Origin of the sequence: Streptomyces camelliae (assembly GCF_027625935.1) — a bacterium.
GTDB classification, from domain to species: Bacteria; Actinomycetota; Actinomycetes; order Streptomycetales; family Streptomycetaceae; genus Streptomyces; species Streptomyces camelliae.
This window is the reverse complement of record NZ_CP115300.1, coordinates 5760062-5781613: the sequence shown is the minus strand read 5'-3', so window position 1 is coordinate 5781613 and position 21552 is coordinate 5760062. Positions and strand designations below refer to the sequence as shown.

21 protein-coding genes are annotated in these 21552 nt (G+C 71.1%); 9 read left to right on the top strand and 12 right to left on the bottom strand.

Annotated features, from left to right (window positions below):
• Nucleotides 1-10: 10 nt before the first annotated feature.
• The 3 genes from O1G22_RS26455 to O1G22_RS26445 form a co-directional block, all read right to left on the bottom strand.
• A complete protein-coding gene (locus O1G22_RS26455; RefSeq protein WP_270083589.1) occupies nt 11-1903 on the bottom strand; it encodes a beta propeller repeat protein in 1893 nt (630 codons plus the stop codon).
• Between the two features lie 110 nt (nt 1904-2013).
• On the bottom strand, nt 2014-2391 hold the full coding sequence (locus tag O1G22_RS26450; protein ID WP_270083588.1) for a hypothetical protein: 378 nt from the start codon (nt 2389-2391) through the stop codon (nt 2014-2016).
• 423 nt (nt 2392-2814) lie between these two features.
• A complete protein-coding gene (locus tag O1G22_RS26445; RefSeq protein WP_270083587.1) occupies nt 2815-3981 on the bottom strand; it encodes an ROK family transcriptional regulator in 1167 nt (388 codons plus the stop codon).
• 60 nt (nt 3982-4041) lie between these two features.
• Here O1G22_RS26445 and O1G22_RS26440 point away from each other — a divergent pair, with 60 nt between their 5' ends.
• The 3 genes from O1G22_RS26440 (at nt 4042) to O1G22_RS26430 (ending at nt 6566) form a co-directional block, all read left to right on the top strand.
• Nucleotides 4042-5112 (top strand): Gfo/Idh/MocA family protein, encoded by a 1071-nt coding sequence (locus tag O1G22_RS26440; RefSeq protein ID WP_270083586.1) that lies wholly within the window; start codon nt 4042-4044, stop codon nt 5110-5112.
• Nucleotides 5112-5606 (top strand): heme-degrading domain-containing protein, encoded by a 495-nt coding sequence (locus tag O1G22_RS26435; protein ID WP_270083585.1) that lies wholly within the window; start codon nt 5112-5114, stop codon nt 5604-5606. The genes O1G22_RS26440 and O1G22_RS26435 overlap by 1 nt, the downstream gene beginning before the upstream one ends.
• An 87-nt stretch (nt 5607-5693) precedes the next feature.
• On the top strand, nt 5694-6566 hold the full coding sequence (locus O1G22_RS26430) for an LLM class F420-dependent oxidoreductase (protein WP_270083584.1): 873 nt from the start codon (nt 5694-5696) through the stop codon (nt 6564-6566).
• A 3-nt stretch (nt 6567-6569) separates the two neighbouring features.
• On the opposite strand, the gene O1G22_RS26425 is transcribed toward O1G22_RS26430, so the two are convergent.
• The 4 genes from O1G22_RS26425 to O1G22_RS26410 form a co-directional block, all read right to left on the bottom strand.
• Complete coding sequence (locus tag O1G22_RS26425; protein ID WP_270083583.1) at nt 6570-7427, bottom strand: fumarylacetoacetate hydrolase family protein; 858 nt, start codon at nt 7425-7427, stop codon at nt 6570-6572.
• 128 nt (nt 7428-7555) lie between these two features.
• Nucleotides 7556-8281, bottom strand: a complete 726-nt coding sequence (locus O1G22_RS26420; RefSeq protein WP_270083582.1) for a YidC/Oxa1 family membrane protein insertase — start codon at nt 8279-8281, stop codon at nt 7556-7558.
• A 114-nt stretch (nt 8282-8395) separates the two neighbouring features.
• A complete protein-coding gene (locus tag O1G22_RS26415; RefSeq protein WP_428986406.1) occupies nt 8396-8692 on the bottom strand; it encodes a DUF6412 domain-containing protein in 297 nt (98 codons plus the stop codon).
• A 68-nt stretch (nt 8693-8760) separates the two neighbouring features.
• Entirely contained in the window at nt 8761-9327 is a 567-nt protein-coding gene (locus O1G22_RS26410; protein WP_270086551.1) for a winged helix-turn-helix transcriptional regulator, read from the bottom strand.
• Between the two features lie 117 nt (nt 9328-9444).
• On the opposite strand from O1G22_RS26410, the gene O1G22_RS26405 reads away from it, so the two are divergent.
• Entirely contained in the window at nt 9445-10848 is a 1404-nt protein-coding gene (locus O1G22_RS26405; protein ID WP_270083581.1) for an MFS transporter, read from the top strand.
• A 13-nt stretch (nt 10849-10861) separates the two neighbouring features.
• Here O1G22_RS26405 and O1G22_RS26400 read toward each other — a convergent pair whose 3' ends face one another.
• A complete protein-coding gene (locus O1G22_RS26400; RefSeq protein WP_270083580.1) occupies nt 10862-11680 on the bottom strand; it encodes a class E sortase in 819 nt (272 codons plus the stop codon).
• Between the two features lie 245 nt (nt 11681-11925).
• Between O1G22_RS26400 and O1G22_RS26395 the strand changes: the two genes are divergently transcribed.
• Nucleotides 11926-13401 (top strand): glycoside hydrolase, encoded by a 1476-nt coding sequence (locus O1G22_RS26395; RefSeq protein WP_270083579.1) that lies wholly within the window; start codon nt 11926-11928, stop codon nt 13399-13401.
• Here the strand turns inward: O1G22_RS26395 and O1G22_RS26390 are convergent.
• A complete protein-coding gene (locus O1G22_RS26390) occupies nt 13391-14149 on the bottom strand; it encodes a TIGR03943 family putative permease subunit (protein ID WP_270083578.1) in 759 nt (252 codons plus the stop codon). The genes O1G22_RS26395 and O1G22_RS26390 overlap by 11 nt on opposite strands.
• The gene (locus O1G22_RS26385) at nt 14146-15084 is read right to left on the bottom strand and encodes a permease (RefSeq protein ID WP_270086550.1); all 939 of its coding nucleotides are present in this window, start codon (nt 15082-15084) and stop codon (nt 14146-14148) included. The genes O1G22_RS26390 and O1G22_RS26385 overlap by 4 nt, the downstream gene beginning before the upstream one ends.
• A gap of 207 nt (nt 15085-15291) precedes the next feature.
• On the opposite strand from O1G22_RS26385, the gene O1G22_RS26380 reads away from it, so the two are divergent.
• The 4 genes from O1G22_RS26380 to O1G22_RS26365 all read left to right on the top strand — a co-directional run bounded on the left by O1G22_RS26380 (nt 15292) and on the right by O1G22_RS26365 (nt 19619).
• On the top strand, nt 15292-16302 hold the full coding sequence (locus O1G22_RS26380) for a tetratricopeptide repeat protein (RefSeq protein WP_270083577.1): 1011 nt from the start codon (nt 15292-15294) through the stop codon (nt 16300-16302).
• Nucleotides 16303-16840: 538 nt separating this feature from the next.
• A complete protein-coding gene (locus O1G22_RS26375; protein ID WP_270083576.1) occupies nt 16841-17242 on the top strand; it encodes a very short patch repair endonuclease in 402 nt (133 codons plus the stop codon).
• Entirely contained in the window at nt 17239-18234 is a 996-nt protein-coding gene (locus tag O1G22_RS26370; protein ID WP_270083575.1) for a DNA cytosine methyltransferase, read from the top strand. Before O1G22_RS26375 ends, O1G22_RS26370 begins: the two co-directional genes overlap by 4 nt.
• Before the next feature lie 11 nt (nt 18235-18245).
• Nucleotides 18246-19619 (top strand): DNA cytosine methyltransferase, encoded by a 1374-nt coding sequence (locus O1G22_RS26365; protein WP_270083574.1) that lies wholly within the window; start codon nt 18246-18248, stop codon nt 19617-19619.
• 51 nt (nt 19620-19670) lie between these two features.
• Here the strand turns inward: O1G22_RS26365 and O1G22_RS26360 are convergent, their stop codons facing one another.
• Both O1G22_RS26360 and O1G22_RS26355 read right to left on the bottom strand, forming a co-directional pair.
• Nucleotides 19671-20549 carry a DUF6339 family protein gene (locus tag O1G22_RS26360; RefSeq protein ID WP_270083573.1) on the bottom strand — a complete coding sequence of 293 codons (879 nt, stop codon included), beginning with the start codon at nt 20547-20549 and terminating at the stop codon, nt 19671-19673.
• Nucleotides 20550-20553: 4 nt separating this feature from the next.
• On the bottom strand, nt 20554-21549 hold the full coding sequence (locus tag O1G22_RS26355) for a hypothetical protein (protein WP_270083572.1): 996 nt from the start codon (nt 21547-21549) through the stop codon (nt 20554-20556).
• Nucleotides 21550-21552: the final 3 nt, after the last annotated feature.

Sequence of the window (21552 nt, the reverse complement as noted above, 5' to 3'; positions counted from 1 at the left end):
CGCTCGTCGATCAGCGCACGGCGCGCGTCCAGGAGATGCCGTCCCGGGAGGCGATGATCACGCCGTGGTCGCCCACGGCGATCCAGCGGCCGGGCCCGTGGGTGATCCCGCGGACCGAGCTGCGGGTCGGGACCGGCCGGGACGTCCAGGTCATGGCGTCCGGCGAGGTGGCGAGGAACGCCAGTCCCGCGGTGACCCACAGGCCGTCGCCGTACGCAACCGTGTCGAGGTTCCCGACGGTGTCGATCGGGGCGGGCGTCCAGGTCGAGCCGTCGGGGGAGGTGAGGACGGTACCGGCGTGGCCGACGATCACGAAGAGGCCCTGGCCTGCGGCGACGCCGGTCTGGAAGTGGTACGCACCGGCCGTGTTGAGCGTCCACCGGCCGCCGGGCGGGCGGGAGGCGATGACCCCCGCCCCGGCGGCGATCTGGATGCCGTTCGCCTGCGCGAGCCGACGGATCGAGAACGGAACCAGCGAGGTGTCCGGCCGCCAGACCCGGGTGTCGGTGGACGTGAGCAGGGCGCCGTCGTCGCCGGCCGCGTACCACGTGCCGTTGAGACAGGCGGCCGTTCTCAGGTTCTCGGATGTGGGAACGCGGCGCCGGTGCCAGTGCCGCCCGTCCGCCGAGGCGAGCAGAACACCCTTGGCGCCGACCGCGACGAACCCGCCCGGCCCGCTCGCCACGCCGTACAGGTGCCGGCGCGTCCCCGAGACCGCGGTGCTCCACCGCTCGCCGTCCGGCGAGCGCAGGATGCGCCCTTCCGCGCCCACGGCGACGAACTGGCGGTGGCCGTGGATCACGGCGCCGAGACTGCGGACGGCCCCGTCCAGCACCCGGGTCCAGTGGACGCCGTCGCCGGACCGGAGCACGGTGCCGAAGTCCCCGACCGCGATGAAGGAGTCACCGGTGAAGGTGACGCCGCGCAGATCCTCGTCGGTGGGTACGTCCGCCTCGACACTCCAGTGCCGGCTGTCCCGGGCGATCCCGATCTGGCCGTCCTCGCCGACCGTGACGTAGCGGCCGTGGCCGAACGCCACGCCCCGGAGGATCTGGCTCAGTGCGGAAGCCGGCGCCGACCAGCGCGCGCCGTCCCGCGAGAACGCGATCGCGCCCTGTCCGCCGACGGCCACGAAGCCGGCGTCGCCGTGGACGACCTGCCAGAGGAACTCGCGTCGGCCGGTGGTCGGCACCACCCGGACCGGGGCCTGTGTGAGCTGCCACGTCGTGCCGTCGGTCGTGGTCGCGATCTCGCCGTTGTCGCCGGTGAGCAGGGTCAGCCCACGGTACGACGTCCCGCCCCAGAGGGGGACCTGTGTGCCGACGGAGACCGGCGCCCAGGTGCGTGTGCCGTCGCTCGACACCAGTACGGTGCCGGACGATCCCCCGGCGACCCAGCTTCCGTCGGTGGAGGCGACCGCGCGGAACGCCTCGGTGGAGCCGAGGTCGACCGCGGACCAGTGCACCGCGTCCGTCGAGGTGGCGGCGGCGCCCTTGTCACCCACGGCGACCCAGCGCCCGCCCCCGTACGCGACCCCGCGCAGATTCACCCCCACGGGCGAGTGCACCGCTCCCCAGCTCTGTCCGTCGTCACGCGAGACGATCAGCCGCCCGTCAGACCCGGTCGCCACGACGGTACGCCCGTGCGCCCGGACGTTGGTGAGCGTCAGCCCCGACCCGAACGAGCCGGGTGTCACCGGCGCCGGCCCGTTGTCGCGACCGACACCGACACCGACAGCGACACCGACAGCGGCCGCCGAGCCGCACAGGCTGCCTGCCAGGGTGAGTACGACGGCGCCGAGCAATCCGGCGAGCCGGGAGGGCCGGAGGGGTCGTAGGGGCCAAACGGGTCGTAGGGGCCGTACGGGCCGTAGGGGCGTGAACGGTGACGTGCGCAGTCGCATGGACACATGACCATGCCGGGCCCCTGCGGGTACGCGGGATGCCACCCCGCAGGGGCTGCGAAGTCCGCTCGATCAGCGCAGGATCCAGGGTGCCGTGCCGGGTCGCCGGGTCAGCTGGTGATCGTGACGTCCACCGTGGCCACGTCGTCCGGGTCCGAGACGCAGGCCAGGTGGATCTGTGTCTCGCCCGTATGCGCGTCCGGGTCGATCCGGGCGGTCCCGACCAGGGTGCCGGTCACCTTGAGCGTGAGGTCGACCGTCTCGATGAGCGCTCCCTCGGCGCGACCACCCTCGCGGGGTTTGCTGCATCCGGCGAGCGTGAGATGGACGTCCTGACCGGCCTTCACCTTGGCGGGACTGACCGTGCCGACCGGCGAGGCGGCGAAGGCGGGCGAAGCGGCGAGGGCGGGCGACACGGCGACCGGCCCGGCGAGGGCCAGGAGGGCGGCGCCGATGAAGATCCTGGAGCGGGTACGGGAGCAGCGCATGCTCACTCCTCACTGCGGCGACTGGTGCGTCCTGAGGGACGGGGGTCGCCCGTCGAGTCGATTGATGCGGTTGATTCCATGGTGGGGCGAGGAGCCGACGCACGCAGCCGCGGGCAGCCGCAGCCGCGGGTGATCGCGCGCCGCCCCAGCTCCGGGCAATCGTGCCTCCCCCAAGCTCTTCGAGCAGGGGGTACCCCCAGGGCGGCACGGGTGGGCGATGGGGGTCCCCCCGCGATGGGGGCACCTCCCGCGCGAGCGAAGCCGAGCGTGGGGGAGAAGCCGAGCGTGGGGGAGGCACCCTGCACGCGCCGGCAAGCGACCCCACCCCCGCCCAGCCCCAGCCAACCCGCGCCCTCCACCCGACCCAGCCCCAGCCAACCCGCGCCCTCCGCCCGACCGAGCCCCAGCCCTCGCACAGGGCCCTCACCCATCCCCCCGCCCGAACAACGGCCCCAACAGCAACTGCGCAGCCCCCTCGGCGACGACCCGCTCTCCGCCCGCCGCCACGCGAACCGGTACCGATTCCCCACCGCTACCCTCCCGCCGGACCCGGTCCTCCAGCACCTCACCGACCCCCCGCACAAACACCTCCGGCGCCCCGGCCACCGTTCGCCCCCCGAGCAGCACCGCGTCGATGTCCAGCAGCCCCACCAGATTCGCCGCCCCCACCCCCAGCACCCGCGCCGCCTCCCCGGGCTCCCCGCGCTCCACGGCCCCGAGGCACAGCACCTCCACGCACCCCCGGTTCCCGCACGGGCACAACGGCCCGTCCAGCTGGATCACCTGGTGCCCGAACTCCCCCGCCCCGGTCCGCACCCCCCGGTGCACGCTTCCGCCGATCACCAACCCGGCCCCGAGCCCCGTACCGAGATGCAGATACGCGAAGGAGCCCGATCCGCCCTCACCGCCCACCGAGAGCCCCAGCGCGGCGGCGTTGGTGTCCTTGTCCACCACCACCGGCACCCCCAGCCGGGCCTCCAGCGCGTCCCGCAGCGGAAAGCCGTCCCACTCGGGGAAGCCGGTCATCCGGTGCAGCACGCCCCGCACATGGTCGAGCGGTCCGGGCAGCGCCACCCCCACCCCGAGCAGCGTCCCGGCAGCGTAAAGGCTCCCGGCACCGGAAAGACCCCCGTCACCCACACCCAGGCCATCCGCCACCAGCCCCTCCACCGCCCTGACGACCACCCCGAGCACCGCCTCCGCCCCGGCCCCCAGGTCCAGCCCCGCCCGCTGCTCCGCCACCACGGCCCCGTCCAGATCGACGAGCAGCGCCCGCAGCCCGTCCCGGTCCAGATGCACGCCCACCGCGTGCCCGGCCTCCGGCACCAGTCGCAGTACGGTCCGCGGCTTGCCCCCGGTCGAGGCCCGCCGTCCGGCCTCCGCGGCGAAGCCCTCCTCCCGCAGCCGCGCGGTGATCTTGCTGACGGCCTGCGGGGTCAGCCCGGTGCGCTCGGCGAGTTCGAGCCGGCTGATGCCCTGCGCGCCGGCGTCCCGCAGCAGCCCCAGCACCAGCGCGGCGTTGTGCGACCGCACCGCCCGCAGATTCGCCCCGGCCCCCGCCCTCGCCCTCGTCCTGTTCACGCCACCCATTGTCCCCGCCACTTGCACTTTGGCAACAGCGTTGCGAAAGTGGGACGCATGGCCCAACCCATGACTGCTGCCACCCCCCTCCGCGTCGGCCTGATCGGCTACGGCCTCGCCGGCTCCGTCTTCCACGCCCCGCTGATCGCCGCCGCCGAGGGCCTCGCCCTGGACACCGTGGTCACCTCGAACCCCGAGCGGCAGGAGCAGGCCCGGTCGGAGTTCGGGGACGTCCGCACGGCCGGCACCCCCGAGGAGCTGTTCGACCGCGCCGGTGAGCTGGACCTCGTCGTCATCGCGTCCCCGAACAAGACGCACGTGCCGCTGGCCGCCACCGTCCTCAAGGCGGGCCTGCCGGTGGTCGTGGACAAGCCGCTCGCCGGCACCGCCGCCGAGGCCCGCGACCTCGCGGCCCTCGCCGAGGAGCGCGGTCTGCTCCTGTCCGTCTTCCAGAACCGCCGCTGGGACAACGACTTCCTGACCCTGCGCAAGCTGATCTCCGAAGGAGAGCTGGGTGACGTACGGCGCTTCGAGTCCCGCTTCGAGCGCTGGCGGCCCCAGCCCAAGGGCGGCTGGCGCGAGTCCGGCGACCCGGCAGAGATCGGAGGTCTCCTCTACGACCTCGGCAGCCACGTCGTCGACCAGGCCCTGGTCCTGTTCGGCCCGGCCGCCGAGGTGTACGCCGAGGCGGACGTCCGCCGCCCCGGCGCCGAGACCGACGACGACACCTTCATCGCCCTCACGCACACGAACGGCGTCCGCTCCCACCTCTACGTCTCCGCGACCGCCCCTCAGCTCGGCCCGCGCTTCCGGGTGCTGGGCTCGGCGGCGGGCTATGTGAAGTACGGCCTGGATCCGCAGGAGGCGGCGCTGCGGGAAGGCCTGCGGCCCGGCCCGCGGTGGGGTGCCGAGCCCGAGTCCCTGTGGGGCCGTATCGGCGCCGGTGAGTCCCCGCTGACCGGCGGCGGCACCCCCGTACCGACCCTGCCGGGCGACTACCCCGCCTACTACGCGGCCGTGGCCGACGCCCTGCGCGGTACCGGCCCCAACCCGGTGACCGCCCTGGAGGCGGCCGCCGCCCTCGACGTGCTCGAAGCGGCCCGCCGCTCGGCCCAGGACAAGGTGACGGTGACCCTCTGATGCCCCAGATCACTCCCCGCTCGACCCCCGAACTGACCCCGTCCGTCGAGGAACTGGCGGCACAGGAACGCCGCCTGGTCTTCCGTCAGTTCACGTACGACGACGCCTGGGCCCTCGGCTCGCTCCTGGTCGAGCTGGCCCGTGAGCGCCAGGCGCCGGTCGCGATCGACATCCACCGCGCGGGCCAGCAGCTCTTCCACGCGGCCCTGCCCGGCTCCACCCCGGACAACGACGCCTGGATCGCCCGCAAGCGCCGCGTGGTGGAGCGCTACGGCGCCTCCTCCTACCTCGTCGGTGCCCGCTTCCGCGCCAAGGGCACCACCTTCGAGGACTCCTCCCGCCTGGACCCCGACGTCTACGCGGCCCACGGCGGCTCGTTCCCGATCAACGTCGAGAACGTGGGCGTCATCGGCGCCGTGACGGTCTCCGGCCTGACCCAGCTGGACGACCACAGGTTCGTCGTGGCGGCACTGGAAGAGTTCCTGAAGGTGTGACACCTGCCGGGAATTCGTGGCGGGATCCCTCCGGTTGGGAATGGCTGCAGACGTGACGATCAAGACCTCATCCGGAGGGACTACCCCATGAGCACCGCGAGCACCTTGAAGGACAGCATCGGCCGGTACGGCATCTGGAGTGGCGGCCTGCGCGACGAGGATCCCGCCCGACGTAGCGAACTGGGCGAAGCCGCGGTCGAGTTGGAGGAACTAGGCTACGGAGCCGTCTGGCTGGGCGGCAGCAGCGCCGCCCGGCACGCCGTACCGCTGCTGGAGGCCACCGGCACGCTCACCGTCGGCACCAGCATCCAGAGCATCTGGCAGTACGACGCGGAGACCAGCGCGGCGGCCTTCGCCGAGGTGGAGGCGGCCCACCCCGGCCGCTTCGTGCTCGGCCTCGGCGTGAGCCACGCCAAGCTCGCCGAGCAGTACCGCCGCCCGTACGCGGCGCTGGTCGACTACCTCGACGCGCTGGACGCGGCCGGGGTGCCCGCGGGGCGCCGGGTGCTGGCCGCCCTCGGCCCGAAGATCCTGGAGCTGTCCGGCGAGCGGGCGGCGGGCGCGGTGCCGTACCTGACCACCGCCGAGCACACCGCCCAGGCCCGCGAGATCCTGGGCGAGGGCCCGCTGCTGGCACCCGAGCTGAAGGTCGTCCTGGAGCCCGACCCGGACCGGGCCCGCACTCTGGCCCGCGAGACCCTCGCGATGTACCTCGCGCTGCCGAACTACACCAACAGCTTCCTGCGCCTCGGCTTCACCGAGGACGACCTGGCCGACGGCGGCAGCGACCGCCTGGTCGACGCGGTCTTCGCCTGGGGCGACGAGAACCGCGTCCGCGACCGCATCGACACCTTCCACCAGGCCGGCGCGGACCATGTGGCCCTCCAACTCGTCACCGACGCCCAGAGGTACAACCTGCCGAGGGAGGGCTGGCGCAGGCTGGCCGATCTGCTGAAGTGACGGCTACGCGTCCTTGAGTTCCTGGCGCTGACGGCCGAGCCCGGCGATCTCCAGCTCCACCACATCCCCGGCGCGGAGATACGGTTTGGGCTCGGGCCGTCCCATCGCCACCCCCGCCGGTGTCCCCGTGTTGATGACGTCGCCGGGGTAGAGGGTCATGAACTGGCTGACGTACCGCACGACTTCGCCCACCGGGAAGATCTGCTCGGCCGTCGTGCCGTCCTGCTTCAGCTCGCCGTTGACCCACAGCCTCAGCGACAGGTCCTGCGGGTCGGCGACCTCGTCGGCCGTCACCAGCCAGGGCCCGAGCGGATTGAACGTCTCGCAGTTCTTGCCCTTGTCCCAGGTCCCGCCCCGCTCGATCTGGAACTCCCTCTCGGAGACGTCGTGCGCGACGGCGTACCCCGCGACATGCCCCAAGGCCTCCTCGGCCGACTCGACGTAGCGGGCCGTACGCCCGATGACGACGGCCAGCTCCACCTCCCAGTCGGTCTTGCGCGAGCCGCGGGGGACGAGCACGGTGTCGTTCGGCCCGACGACCGTGTCCGGCGCCTTGAAGAAGACGACCGGCTCGGCGGGCGGCTCGGCGCCGGTCTCGCGGGCGTGGTCGTGGTAGTTGAGCCCGATGCACACGATCTTGCCGATGCGGCCGAGCGGCGGTCCGATCCGCAGCCCGGTCGCGTCGAGGACCGGCAGCTCGCCGGCCTCGGCGGCGGCCCGTACCCGGCCGAGCGCGGCCGCGTCGGCGAGGAGCCCGCCGTCGATGTCGGCCACGATTCCCGAGAGGTCTCTGAGGGTTCCCTCGGCGTCGAGCAGCGCGGGCCGCTCCGCTCCCGCCGTACCGACTCGCAGCAGCTTCATGGTCACCTTCTCCTTCGATCGCGGGCGCCCGGCCGACGTGTGCAGCCATCGGAGGACTTGGCTGATCCTCCAATCACCTGGTCCACTCCGCAAGACCTTGTTCACGTACTGGACCGTAACCAGGCCTCTTACGGGTAGAGGACGGCCCGTTCCACCGCGCTCCACGTCGTGCTGGTGACCACGTACAGCGCGGCGGCGAGCGGGACGACCGCCACGGTGACGAGCGTGAAGAACGACATGAACGGCATGACCTTGTTGACCGCGCCGAGGCCCGGCACCTGTGCGCCGTCCCCCGTGCTCGCGGCGACCGGGCCGGTGGCCATCATCCGCTTGGTGCGGCGGTAGTTGAAGGCGGCGACGGCCGCGACAAGCACGAAGAGGCCGAGGTAGACCAGCCCGGCGGGGCCGAACGGACCGCCGTCGGCGAGCGCGTCGGCCCAGCGCCCGCCGAGCGGCGCCGCGAACAGCCGGTGCGCGAGCAGGCCGTTGGCCCGGCCGCCGATCGTGGAGGTGGAGAAGAGGTGGTAGAGGAGGAAGAAGGCGGGCATCTGGAGCAGGCTCGGCAGGCAGCCGGACAGCGGTGAGACCTTCTCCTCGGCGTGCAGTTCCAGCACCGCCCGCTGCAGCCGCTGCGGATCCTTGGCGTGCTTCTGGCGTAGCTCGGCGATGCGCGGCTGGAGCGCGGCCCGCGCCCGTTGGCCACGGGCGGCGGCGCGGGACAGGGGGTGGACGAGGAGTCGTACGAGTGCGGTGAACAGGACGATCGCGGCGGCGGCCGCGGAGGCGTGGAACAGCGGGGTCAGCAGGTCGGCGAGATGCTCGACCAGGCGGGCGAAGACAGCGAAGACGGACATGGGTGAGCCCTCCGGGGGTCTCGTCGTGCCGAAGTCCGGACATGGCCGGAAAGGAGATGATCAGAACGGCATGACGACCCGCGCGGGGTCACGGATACAGGAGGGGTGCGTGCCCTACGCGGCGGTCGCCGGAAGGGCACGCCCTGGCGCCCTGGGCCGGCGGCGGCCGGGCGCGTCGGGATCACGCTGGGGCAGGAAGGCCGTACGTCTGGCCCGGTCCCGGATCGCCGTGCGCACGCGCGTGGGCGGAACGGCGGGCGCGCTGCGGGCGGCGAGGAGGGCGCAGGCGGAGAGCGCGGAACCGGCGGCGGCGGTCGCGGCCAGCGCCACGGTCGCGGAGAGGTTGCCGGTGTCGAGCAGCAGGACCGGCAGCAGTACGAGCAGCAGCGAGGCGACCGCACGCGACGACACGAACCCGCGCCTCATCCGGTCCCCCCTCCCTGTGCGCACCTACCGGTATCCGTCCGGCCTTCAGCCCTTTATACCCGAGCCTCCTGCCCCGGCACGTCCAGGGGCTCCAAGGGTTCCAAGGGCTCCAGCAGCCGCTTCGGCTTCAGCAGGGCCCGGCTGACCGGGTCGGCCGGCTCCCGGTCGAGGCCCGGACCGGGATGCATGACCACGTCCCCGACCGGTACGGCGGCCCGGCACACGGGGCATTCGCCGTACGGCCCGAGTTCGGTGCCGCAGTCCACGTGCCGGAAGACGCGCAGCTGGGCGTCCGTGAAGTGCTCGCGGCCCCATAGCCCGAGGGCGCGCAGGGTGGGCCACAGGGCGATGCCGCGCTCGGTGAGGACGTACTCGTCGCGGGGCGGCGACTGCTGGTACCGGCGCTTTTCGAGGATGCCCTCGGCGGTCAGCGTCTGCAGCCGGGCGGCCAGGACGGCGCGCGGGATGCCGAGGTGGGCCAGGAAGTCGTTGTAGCGCCGCACGCCGTACAGCGCGTCCCGGACGACGAGCAGCGTCCAGCGCTCGCCGACGATCTCCAGTGCGCGCGCGATCGAGCACTCCTGTGTCGCGTAGTCCTTGCCCAGTGCCATGCCCTCCACTGTAGCCACTTTCCGACTCCTTGGTTCGGTGACCGAACCCACCGTGTTACGGTGGCCGGGACAGCTAGGTTCAATGACCGAACTGAGACTTCACGCCCCGGAGGGACAGGACCTGCCATGACCGGGCTCGACTCCGCCACCACCCCCGCAGCCACCGGTACCGATACCGGCACCGGGACCACCCGGGACACCCCGGCACGCCCCCGGGCCACCCTTGCCCTGACCAGCGCGGCCACCGCCGTGGCGCTGATGACGTACACGGCCCCGATGGTCACGCTCCCGGACACCGCGAGGGCCCTGCACACCCCCCTGTCCGGCCAGGCCTGGCTGCTGAACGGCACCCCGCTCGGCCTCGCCGCCCTCCTGCTGGTGGCCGGCAGCCTCGCCGACGACTACGGCCGCCGCCGGCTCTTCCTCAGCGGCACCCTGGCCCTCGGCCTCACCACCGCCCTCGGCGCCTTCACGACGTCGACCTGGCAGTTCACCCTCGCCCGCATCGCCCAGGGCGCGGCCTGCGCGGCGCTCCTCGCGAGCAGCCTGGGCCTGCTGGTGGCGGCCTTCCCGTCCCCGCGCGGCCGCCTGCACGCGACCGGCGTCTGGGGCGCCTTCGTCAGCGGCGGCATCGCGGCCGGCCCGCTGGTCTCGGGCGCGATGCCGAGCTGGCGCATGGCGTACGGCGTCCTCGGCGCCGCCGCCCTCGTCGTGGCCGCCCTCGGCACCCGTACGCTCAGCGAGTCCCGCGCCCCGCGCGGCGGCCGCCCGGACGTGCTGGGCGCGCTCACCTTCGGCCTGGCGCTGGTGTCCCTGGTCGCGGCCCTGACCCTGGGCCGGGACGGCTGGCTGCGCACCCCGGTCGGCCTCCTCTTCGCCGCCGCCGTCCTCCTGATCGCACTCTTCGTGGCGGTGGAACGCCGGACCCGCACTCCGATGATCGACCTGGGCCTGCTGCGCCACACCCCCTTCCTGGCCTCGTCGGCCGGCGGCCTGTTCACCGGACTCGCGGTGATCAGCATCTTCAGCTTCCTGCCGGCCCTGCTCCAGCAGACGCTGCGCCTGTCCGCCATGGACACCGCCTGGCTGTTCCTGCTCTGGTCCGGGCTGAGCTTCGCGGTCGCCCTCCAGGTCAAACACCTGGCGGGCCGTATCGCCCCGCGCACCCAGCTGGCCGTCGGCTTCACGCTCCACGCCATCGCCGTACTGACCATGCTCGGCGCCCTCGGCTCCGGCTCCTGGACGCGGCTGCTGCCCGGCCTGATCATCGGCGGAGTGGGCAGCGGCCTGCTCAACGGCGCGCTGCCGCTGCTCGCCGTGGACTCGGTCCCGCGCGCACGCGCCGCGATGGGCTCCGGCGCCCAGCAGACCTTCCGCTACATCGGCTCCTGCGCCGGCGTCGCCCTGACCATCGCCCTCGCCACCTCCTCCGGCGATCTGGCCCACGGCGCGAATCTCGCCCTGGCGGTGTCGGCGGGGCTGGCGGCGGTGGGGGCGGTGAGTGTGGCGGTGCTGCGGGAGCACCGCTGAATCCGCGGATGGCTCACCTGGGCCGCATGGACACGAGCTTGCCCCAGACCACCATCCGGTAGCGCGAGGTGAACTCGGGGGTGCAGGTGGTCAGGGTGATGTAGTAGCCGGGGGTGTCGTACCCGTAGGACGGCCGCACGAGGGAGCGCGGGACGGGCCGGAGGACCCCCGAGTCCGACGCCGAGGTCTGCGGCAGGATCTGGTCGACGTCGTACGTGTACGTCGCCGTCCGCGTCTCCACCTCGATGTCGTCGCCGCGCCGCAGCCGGGGCAGATACCGGAAGGGCTCGCCGTGCGTGTTCCGGTGCCCGGCGAGCGCGAAGTTCCCGGCCTGGCCCGGCTGTCCGGTCCCCCGGTAATGGCCGACGTACCCCTTGTCGAGGACACCGGCCTTGCTCACCCCCTCGGCGACGGGGACCCGCAGCCCGAGCCGGGGGATGTCGAGGACGGCGTACGCCTGGGAGCTCTGGGGGACGGCGGCGACGGGGACGACGTACGACGACCGCGGTGCACGGGACGGGGCGGCCGTGGGAGCCGTGGGCGAGACGGAGGGGGTGGCCGAGGGTCCCCCTCCGGCGGTGCCGGCCCCCGGGGTGCCCGGGATGCCCGGGATGCCCGGGGCGCCCCACTCCCGCTCCAGATCCTCCACCTGCCGTTCGGCGCCGCGTCGCGCCTCCAGATTGGTCCACCACAGCTGGTGCACCACCAGCAGCATGAGCAGCACCCCGACGGTGACGAGCGCCTCGCCCCCACCCCACAGCACCCTCCGCCGCCGGGCACGCCGACGGCGGTCGCTGTGCCGTACGACGCGCACGCCGGACAAAGCCGCCATCCGTACCCACCTCCACGAAAGCCGCCGGAGCCTCCCGGAACTGCCCGGAACCGCCCGGAGGATAGGTGCAAGGCGCACAACTGGCCATAGCGACAAGGGGTTCGGGATGCCGAACAGACCCTCCCCGGCTTCCTCCACTGGTTTTAGAAAGGGCTGTCACAACCCTCGACAACCCCACCCGTCACCCCCGATGCTTCCTGCTGCCGGAGCCGCAACGGAACCGCGACGGAAGAGGCGGAGTAGCCATGATCCGACGGAGAACACTGCTGGCCGCTGCGGGAGGCGGCCTGCTGGGCAGCGCCCTGGCCACGGGCACCGCGCGAGCGGACGCGACGATCTCGCTCAACCCATCGGCCGCCTACGGCTCCTGGGAGGGCTGGGGCACGTCCCTGGCCTGGTGGGCGAACGTCTTCGGCACGCGGGACGACTTCGCCGACATCTTCTTCACGACCAAGTCGACGACGTACAACGGCACGTCACTGCCCGGCCTGGGCCTGAACATCGCCCGCTACAACCTGGGCGCGTGCAGCTGGAACAGCGTCAGCGGCACGACGATGGTCGCCTCCCCCAACATCCCGAAGTTCAAGCAGATCGAGGGGTACTGGCAGGACTGGACGAGCGAGGACCCCACCTCCTCGTCCTTCAAGTGGACGGCGGACGCGACCCAGCGCGCGATGCTGGTGAAGGCGACCCAGCGCGGCGCGATCAGCGAGCTGTTCGCCAACTCGCCCATGTGGTGGATGTGCTACAACCACAACCCCTCCGGCGCCTCGGACGGCGGCAACAACCTCCAGTCCTGGAACTACCGCCAGCACGCCTCCCACCTGGCCGCGGTGGCGCTGTACGCGAAGCAGAACTGGGGCGTGACCTTCTCCACGGTCGAGGCCTTCAACGAGCCGTCCTCGTCCTGGTGGACGGCGACGGGCACGCAGGAGGGCTGCCACATCGACTCAACCGTCCAGGCGGCCGTACTGCCGTACCTGCGCAGCGAGTTGAACACGCGCGGCCTGACCGGGACGAAGATCTCGGCGTCGGACGAGAACACCTACGACCTCGCCCGCACCACCTGGGACTCCTTCTCCTCGACGACGAAGGGCTACGTCGACCGGGTCAACGTCCACGGCTACCAGGGCTCCGGCGGCCGCCGTGACCTGCTCTACTCGGACGTGGTGACGACGTCCGGCAAGGGCCTGTGGAACTCGGAGTACGGAGACGGCGACTCCACGGGCCTGACCCTGGCGAGCAACCTCCTCTACGACTTCCGCTGGCTGCACCCCACGGCCTGGGTGTACTGGCAGGTCATGGACCCCAGCTCGGGCTGGGCGACGATCGTCTACGACGCCTCCACCCTCCAGCCGGGCGCGGTGCAGACGAAGTACTACACGCTGGCCCAGTTCACCCGCCACATCCGGCCGGGCATGACGATCCTGGACACGGGCGTGAGCTACGCGGTGGCGGCACTGGACAAGGCGGCGAAGCGCCTGGTGATCGTAGCCGCGAACACATCCTCCTCTGCCACGACCCTGACGTTCGACCTGTCGTCCTTCTCCTCGGTGACGGGCGGCTCGGGCGGCCTGGTCCCCCGCTGGAACACGGTCACGACCGGCGGCTCGGACCTCTATACGGCCCACTCGGACACGTACCTGTCCGGCAAGACGGTCTCGGTCCCCTTCGCGGCGAAGTCGGTGCAGACCCTCCAGGTGGACGGGGTCACCGTGTGATGGTCGAGGGCGGCGGCAGGGCGTCCTGGTAGCCGTTGAGGGGCCGGGGGATCTTCTCGACCGTGCGGGCGTCCAGCGCGACGGCCGCCGACCCGGTGCCGAGCGTGCCGCCCGGGTGCCAGGTCCCGGTGACCGACACCCAGGTGTTCGCGGACGGCACCGGACCGCCGCCGTAGATCCGCACCTTCACGGACTGGGCGTCCGCCGCGCAGCAGCTGATGATGATCCGCGTCAGATCCCAACTGCCGTCCCCACGGGGCGTGACGATCCCGGTCATCAGGATCGCGCGCCCCTTGATGGCCTGCCCGCGGTCCTGCTGCACCCGGCTGGTGAAGTCGGAGAGGGTCATGGGCAGCGGGGAGGTACTCGGCAGCGGATCGAAGGAGCTGCGCTGGCTGATGACCTTGGCCGGCTGCCGGGCGGCGGTGTAGGCGCCGAGGGCGGGCGGGGCGTAGAGGAGCAGGCTGAGGGCGGGGAGGAGGAGCAGCCAGGAGACGCGGGGGAGGGAGGAGTGATCGTGGTCGTGGTCGTGGCTTTCGTGCTCTTTGCGCTCCCTCTGACGGTCGAGGAGGGCACTGGCGATGCCCAGCACGACGAGGACGACCCCGGAGGCGATGAGCAGGGGCCGCATGCTCTCCTTGACGTACCGCAGGCAGATGTCGGTGACGAGGGAGACGTGGAGCAGCCCGAGCCCGCAGAGCAGGAGCAGCCCCGCCTGAAGCCACCTTTTTACAGCGGACCGTTTCACAGCAGGAACCCCCCGATCAGCGCGCTGCACGCGACGGCGACGACAACGGTGGCGGCGGAGAACCGCACGGCGAAGGCCCGCCCGAAGGTCCCCGCCTGAAGCGCGATGAGCTTCAGGTCGACCATCGGCCCGACGACCATGAACGCCAGCCGCGCCACCGCCGGGAACCCGGTGAGGGAGGCGGCGAGAAACGCATCGGCCTCGGAACACACGGCCAGCACCACGGCGAGCCCGGCCAGGAAGAGCACGGACAGCCAGGGCGACCCGGCGAAGGTGTCGAGCACGGACCGCGGAACCGCCACATTGAAAGTGGCCGCCGCCATGGCCCCGAGCACGAGAAACCCGCCGGCGTGCAGAAAGTCGTGCTGGAAGCCGCGCCGGAACTCGTCCCACCGGCTACGGCCGTCCTGATGCCCGGTGTGCTGCCGCACCGCGGGCCTGAGCCACTCCGCCCGCCCGAACCGCAGCCACAGCCAGCCCATGACGACGGCGGTGGCGAGCGAGGCGACCAGCCGGGCCAGCACCATGGCGGGCTGCCCGGGAAACGCGATCGCGGTGGCGGTCAGGACGACGGGATTGATGGCAGGCGCGGACAACAGGAAGGCGAACGCGGCGGCCGGGGTGACTCCTCGCCCGATGAGACTGCTGGCGACGGGCACGGACGCACACTCACACCCCGGCAGCACGACCCCGGCGACCCCGGCCACGGGAACAGCGAGCAGAGGCCTGCGCGGCAGGAACCGCTGGAACACCCGCTCGGGCACGAACGCGTTGATCGCCCCGGACAGAGCGGTCCCCAGCAGCAGAAAGGGAAGGGCCTGCACGGTCACGGCGAGACAGACGGTCCGCCAGGCCTGCACGGCAGGCGCATCCCCCCACCGCCCGGCGAGATACAGCAGAGCACCAGGCACGACGGCAGCACAGACGAGCAGCAAGGGCCAGTACGGAGGCGCCGCGGCACTCTGCTCCCCCCGCCCCCCGGCACCCTGCTGATCACTGTCGTCATGGACCAGCACATCAGCGTTCTGCACGCCACCCCCACCGGATGCACACATCTGAGTTCCCGCACGACGATAGCGGGCCTTCCTGTACGCCCCCTCCGCGCCTCACTTTTGTCAGCGCGCGGCAGTACGGTGTCCCCCATGCGCCCCGACACGCCTGCCGAGAACGTCGACCACACCGCCGAAGCGGCACGCCTGGAGCGAACCGCCGGCCTGTACCCGGAGGACGCCGAGGCCCTGCTCCTGCGCGCAGCGGCCCACCTGGAACTGTCCGGCGACCGCCCCGCCGCGACAGCCCTCTACGACCGCCTGCTGACCTCTGCGCAAGAGCTGGACAACCCCGCCCTGGTCCGCGCCCTGAAGGCCTCGAACCTCTGGGAGTACGGCCACGAGGCGGAGGCAAGGGCGATCATCGAGGGCCTCCGCACCGCATCCCCCCGCGACCCGGCCCCCTGGCTGATCATCGCGGAGTCCCTGGAGTCGCACGACGAGCTGGAGACGGCGGAGGAGACGTTCACGCAGGCAGCAAGCCTGCTCCTGCCGACCGATTCAGAACCCCCTTCTGCCGTCCACCCCCTCCTCTACGGCCGCCACCGCGTCCGCCGCATGCGCGGGCTCCCCCACGACACCTGGGACGACCTGGCGGACACCCTCCACTCCTCCCCGGTCTCCCTGGACGAACTCCACGACCCCAAACGCGTCTGGTCCCTCGGCTCCGACAACCCCGCCGAACTGGCCGCCGAAATCTCCCGCCTCCAAGCCGAACTGGGCGCCTACAGGGAGGCCCTCTCCCGCCCCTTCCCGGTAGCGGTCCTGCACTGGCCGGCCGCGGAACTGACAGAACTGACGTCGGCGTACCCGACCCTGTCCGCGGAGTACCCCTCCCACGAGGACCACCTGTCGACCATAGAGTCGTCCTTGCGCGAGCTGTCCGCCTCGGGCACGGGAAACCTGGGCATCGTCACGGGCACGGTCCCGTCGTACGAGGCGTTCGCGGCGTCGGAGGGGTCGTCGCCGGGGGACGTCACGCTGCTGCCGCAGTACGCGACGACGTTGGCGGCGCGGGGACGGGCGGTGGCTTGGCCTCCGGAGAGGGGGGCGGGGTGTTGGTGTGGGTCGGCTGAGGGGTATGAGGGGTGCCACGGGGCATAGCAATGCACCCCGAGCCCGCTATCTCACCCGGCGTGCCCGCACGGCAGTCGCGCCCTAACTCCGCCCGCCCTTCCACCGTCCCGTAGGGCTCCCCACCTCTCTGGGCCGCCCGCTCACTTCTTCCTCGTACTGGAGCGGCCCGGGGTCAAGGGTGGCCCGGAGGGCCATCGGCGCCAGCCGACGCGAGAGCGCAGCGCAGCGGAGCGGAAGCGCCCTTGAGGCCGGGCCGCGGAAGCACAACAATGCCGAGAAGCGGGCGACCACAGAGGGGTACGAGACCTGCCACCGCCAGCCCAGCGTTCTGAAAGGCGGGGCGACAGACCGATACGCGATGTCCCAGACTGCGCATATCGACTACACCGCCCGGCAGGCGAAGACCTGTGCGGCAGCGCTCGACCCTGTGATGGAATCGACACGGCAGCCAGGGTCCGACCGTTCGGCGGTCACAGACTCGGTTGTCGTCGGGACCGAGCCATGATCGTGAGGCACAGCCGCCTTGAGCACAATGAAGCCGTCGTCGCCCTCTGTCTCCGCGCGCATGAGCAAGCAAGCGAGCAAGGACACGGCCGCCGAGCTGATGATCCGACGCCTTCTCCACGCGGCAGGCCTGCGCTACCGCGTGGAGTACCCGGTGCCAGGCATGGCGCGGCGCCGAATCGACGTGGCATTCACCTCGGTCAAGGTAGCCGTCCTGATCGACGGATGTTTCTGGCACGGCTGCCCCCAACACGCGACGCAGCCGAAGTCGAACGCAGAGTGGTGGCGGCACAAGCTGGACCGCAACATGGCCCGGGACCTGGAGACCACGGAACACCTCGTAACGGCTGGCTGGGAAGTCCTGCGCTTTTGGGAACATGAGGCACCGGAGGACGTGGCGCTCCGTATCGCCGCGGCGGTAGAGCGACGGAGGGCCCTCCAGGGGCGGGGGAGGAATCGTTGAACGAGCTGACCTTTGTCGATGTATGCGCGGGAGCAGGTGGTCTCGCCCTGGGACTGGAGCGGGCCGGCTTCGAGCCGCGGCTGCTGCTCGACGAGGACGACGACGCCTGCCGGACCTTGCGGGCCAACCGTCCGCACTGGAACGTGTTGCAGGCGGACCTCCTCGACTTCGATCCGACGGACCACCCAGCGGTGTACGACGTCGATCTGTTGGCGGCCGGTCTTCCCCGGGTGAAGTCGAGCGCGACGGTGACGCGCCAGTCGTCCGACACGGAGATCCGTCTCATCCAGGCGACGGCCTATCTGGTGCACGCCGTACAGCCACGCGCGCTGATCATCGAGAACGTGCCCACCTTGATCGACGAAGACTCCTTCGCGCCGATTCGGGACTTCCTCCGTAAAGAGCTGGAGCACCTCGGCTACGAGTTGTCGTGGTTCGCCCTGAATGCTTCTCACTTCGGTGTCCCCCAGGATCGCGCGCTGGGCATCCTTGTGGCCGTCAAAGGGCAGTGGGCAAGCGCCTTCCGGCTGCCTCGCCCCACCGTCCACGAGTACGTGTCGGTCGGAGAGGCACTGGCGCCGTCGATGCGTTCCCGCGGCTGGCCGGACGCCGACCATTGGGCGGCCCAGGCTACGAGTGTGGCACCGACTTTGGTGGGCGGATCCAAGACGCACGGGGGCCCGGACTTCGGGCCGAGTGGCACGAAGGCCAAGTGGCGACGCATGGGGGTCTACACGAAGTCGTTCGGGAACGAGCCACCCGGCCGCGACTTCAAGTGGGATCCGTCACTCGGGGACGACGGACTGGTGCGGATCACAGTGGACCAGACGGCCCTCCTCCAGGGCTTCCCCGAATCATGGGAGATCACAGGGCTCAAGACCGCCCGGTACCGCCAGATCGGGCACGCCACGCCGCCACCCGTAGCAGAGGCGCTGGGACGGGCCGTCACCGAAGCGCTGAACGGGGATCCGTCAGCCCCCGCTGCCGGCTAGACTTCCGCCACATGACCAGCACGGCGCACCACCAGTCCATCCTCGACACGCCCTTTGTTCTGGACCTCTTCGCAGGGCCCGGAGGGCTGGACGTTGCCGGACACGTGCTCGACATCCCGAGTCTCGGCATCGAGTGGGACAAAAGTGCGTGTCTGACCCGGTACGCGGCCGGGCTGGACACCCTGCACGCCGATGTGAGCGCGGTGCGCAGAGACGCCTTCGAGTCGCTGCCGCCGGAGATCAACGTGCTCGCAGGAGGCCCACCGTGCCAGACGTACTCGGTGGCCGGGCACGGCGCCGGACGTCAAGCCCTGGACAGGGTGAAGAAGTACATCGAACGGCTGATGGCGGGCGACAGTGACGAGGAGATCGACGCGGAGCTGGCGACCCTCAGTGATCCACGTACCGCGCTGGTCCTCGAACCACTCCGTTACGCCATTCAGGCGACACGAAGCCCGAACCGAGAGCATCGCCCTTACGACGTCATCGTCCTGGAGCAGGTCCCGGCGGTGGCGCCGCTCTGGGTGCACTACGCCAAGGTGCTGACGGAGACCGGGCTCCCCGACGGAACCAAGTACAACGTGGTCGTCGATGTTCTCGACACCGAGACCTACGGAGTGCCGCAGACGCGATCCCGTGCGGTGCTGATCGCTCGGCGTGAAGGGCTCGGCGAGCCCTCGCTCCCTTCGCCGACCCACCGTTCCTACGAACCGAAGGAATGGAACCGAAGGAACGGAGAGAGCGGAACGAGCGACCCCGAGCAGGCCGCGGACCAGGTCCACCAGCCGCCCCTCTACGAGGACACTGCGCCGGAAAGCGACGAGGAGCCGTTGTCCTGGAGGTCGATGGGTGCTGCCCTCGCGGGCCCCGTGGGCTCGCATCGAGGACGTCCTAAACCCTTCCTGGTCCGCTCGAACTACGGCAGTTCCGGAAACCCGGGAAGGCGTGGAGTGCGGAGCGACCAGCAGCCCGCCGCCACTGTCACCGGCCGCATCTCCCGCTTCGTGGTCTTCGAACACCTCGGCAAGGACGTCTTCTACGAAGGCTCGCGGTTCAGCATGAACGAGGCGGGGATGCTGCAAAGTTTCCCGCCGGACTATCCGTGGTCCGGCACGGCACAGGCCCAGCAGGTGGGCAACGCCGTACCGCCCCTGTTCGGTGCGCACCTGCTGAGCGCCGCGCTCGGGTTCCCCAGGCCGGCTCCCACCGCGCTGAAGAAACTGAGGGAGCCGTGGCCGCCAGCCACGGAGGAACAGCGGGCCAAGCTGCGAAGCAACGGCTGCGGAGCCGCCGACGCCTGTACGGACAAGTGCCCGCGGCCCGAGGACCAAGTGCCGCCCCCCTCTTCGGTACGCCCGCGCAAGAACAAGGCGTCGGCGAAGTAGTTCGCGAGCAGGGCGTGGGAGAGCGCTGCGGCAGTCCACCGCAGCGCCAGGTCAATCCGCGGTTTTCCTGCCCCTGACCGGCGCGGTCTCGAACAGCTCCGCGAAGTAGCTGGTGAGCGCGGCCACAGACTCCTCTGGTACGGGATCCTCGTCCGGACCCTTCGGAAGCTCATGCCGCTCGACCGGTGGCGCCGATTCCGCTTCCGCGATCCAGTCCCGGAGATGGACGGGATCCCGGGGTGTGTCCGGTGCGAGGACGTCGTAGATCAGGGTCGCTCCGGCCGCATTGATCGCGGCGCTGAGGCCGTTGAAGCCTCGCCCGACAACGACCTGACCGTTCTTCAGTAGGCGGACCAGCGCCTGAGCAGTGGGACGGTGGTCGATCAGCTCCAGCTTGATGACGTTGTGGATGAGGTCCTGGTTTCCGCACGCGATCTCGACCGGCTCATAGTCCGGCCCGTTCCGGAAGAGCTCAGCCGCCCACCAGAGACGGGAGAAGCACTGCCGGTCCGCGGGGCCACGGAAGCGCTCTGGATTGATGCGCCTCTCCGGCCTTTTCGCTGTCGGCTCCGACAAGTGACGCCAGGCGACGTAGTCGGGGGCCACCGCCAGGGCGATGTGATTCCACAGGCGCTTGTCCGCCGCTTCTCGCCGGGTCAGGCGGAGAGAAGCGTGGAGCCGGGGCGCAAGCCACGCGTCGGCTCGGGTGCGGTCCTCCCCGAACTCGAACATGACGTCTTCCACCAGGCTTCGGATCGGCTCGACCCACCACCTGGCATCGTCCTCGGGAAGCGGCTCGACGACCTTGGCGAGGTCGATGCCGCCATGGACCTGTTCAGCTTTGAGCAGCTCCTCAGTCAGGAACGGATCGAGGGCCGAGGTAGGGAGCAGCGCCAGACGCTCCGGTACGTAGTTCGGTTGAGTGATCACGTGATCACATCTCACTCTCTCGGTTCATCTGCTCCAGACTGCGGATGGCATAGGCGAGCGCCCTAGTGGCATCGGCACGGCGGACCGCCGCGTAGTGGATGCGGGTCTGGAGCTCCACCCAGCCCGAGTCGCCGGTGCGCCGGCGGTGCACCTGTCGTAGGGCCTCCTCCACGTGCACGCCGGGAACCACGTCCGGGAGCATCTCCCGCAGCACCTCGCCCTGCCAGTCCGTCGGAAAGACCGGACCGCCGCCAGCTTCCACCTCCAGATCGCCGATGGCACCGTGGAACACGGCGGTCCAGACGTCGGTGGCCATCTGTGCCACCAGGAGGTCACGCACCTTACTGTCCACACCGGAGCCACTGCTGTCCAGCAGGCCGATGACCCCCTCGACATCCGTGTTCACGAACACGGTGGGGACCCGGGCCGAGGTGTCCACGATCCAGGGCGCATCGGCGTAGGCCTGCAGCCACTCCCGGGAACTCTTTCTGAACGAGGCTTTCTGGACCTCCAGTTGAAGCCCGCGGATCGGTTCGTCGGAGACTGTGTCGATGACCCAGCTCCGGTCGGTCTCGGCGATCGACCGTCCTCGCACCCCGTCCACCGTCCCGACGGCGTACACGGCGAGGGAGGCGCGCCCCAGGTGGTCGTCACGAAGGACCTCCACAGAGCCGGACCAGTCCCGTCCGCCCTCCGCGTCACGCGTGAGGTCCGTGGACGTGCGGACGTTGGTCTCACCGTCCGTCAGTACGGCGAGGACACGCAGATCGGACCATGCGGCGTCCGACGCGTTTGCCCCAGGCGGCAGCGTCGCGGAGAGGCCGATCGTGGCGCTCACCCAGTCGGTGTGGCCCGCGATGCCGAGTGCGACGGCCTGCTGCTGGGTCGAGTACGCGGTGGTCTCCAGCTGGTCACGGGTACCGTCGGAGAGCTTGAGGGATATCGAGGTCACTCTGAGCGTGACCGGCCGGTTGAGCCGCTTGTATGGATAGATCTTCATGCG

Excerpts from the sequence above, each read along its gene's own strand:
- O1G22_RS26445 (WP_270083587.1), bottom strand. The coding sequence starts at position 3,981 with ATGGGTGGCGTGAACAGGACGAGGGCGAGGGCGGGGGCCGGGGCGAAT.
- O1G22_RS26365 (WP_270083574.1), top strand. The coding sequence starts at position 18,246 with ATGACCAGCACGGCGCACCACCAGTCCATCCTCGACACGCCCTTTGTT.
- O1G22_RS26375 (WP_270083576.1), top strand. The coding sequence starts at position 16,841 with ATGAGCAAGCAAGCGAGCAAGGACACGGCCGCCGAGCTGATGATCCGA.
- O1G22_RS26420 (WP_270083582.1), bottom strand. The coding sequence starts at position 8,281 with ATGTCCGTCTTCGCTGTCTTCGCCCGCCTGGTCGAGCATCTCGCCGAC.
- O1G22_RS26450 (WP_270083588.1), bottom strand. The coding sequence starts at position 2,391 with ATGCGCTGCTCCCGTACCCGCTCCAGGATCTTCATCGGCGCCGCCCTC.
- O1G22_RS26400 (WP_270083580.1), bottom strand. The coding sequence starts at position 11,680 with ATGGCGGCTTTGTCCGGCGTGCGCGTCGTACGGCACAGCGACCGCCGT.
- O1G22_RS26440 (WP_270083586.1), top strand. The coding sequence starts at position 4,042 with ATGACTGCTGCCACCCCCCTCCGCGTCGGCCTGATCGGCTACGGCCTC.
- O1G22_RS26355 (WP_270083572.1), bottom strand. The coding sequence starts at position 21,549 with ATGAAGATCTATCCATACAAGCGGCTCAACCGGCCGGTCACGCTCAGA.
- O1G22_RS26380 (WP_270083577.1), top strand. The coding sequence starts at position 15,292 with ATGCGCCCCGACACGCCTGCCGAGAACGTCGACCACACCGCCGAAGCG.
- O1G22_RS26455 (WP_270083589.1), bottom strand. The coding sequence starts at position 1,903 with ATGCGACTGCGCACGTCACCGTTCACGCCCCTACGGCCCGTACGGCCC.
- O1G22_RS26395 (WP_270083579.1), top strand. The coding sequence starts at position 11,926 with ATGATCCGACGGAGAACACTGCTGGCCGCTGCGGGAGGCGGCCTGCTG.
- O1G22_RS26405 (WP_270083581.1), top strand. The coding sequence starts at position 9,445 with ATGACCGGGCTCGACTCCGCCACCACCCCCGCAGCCACCGGTACCGAT.
- O1G22_RS26430 (WP_270083584.1), top strand. The coding sequence starts at position 5,694 with ATGAGCACCGCGAGCACCTTGAAGGACAGCATCGGCCGGTACGGCATC.
- O1G22_RS26425 (WP_270083583.1), bottom strand. The coding sequence starts at position 7,427 with ATGAAGCTGCTGCGAGTCGGTACGGCGGGAGCGGAGCGGCCCGCGCTG.
- O1G22_RS26435 (WP_270083585.1), top strand. The coding sequence starts at position 5,112 with ATGCCCCAGATCACTCCCCGCTCGACCCCCGAACTGACCCCGTCCGTC.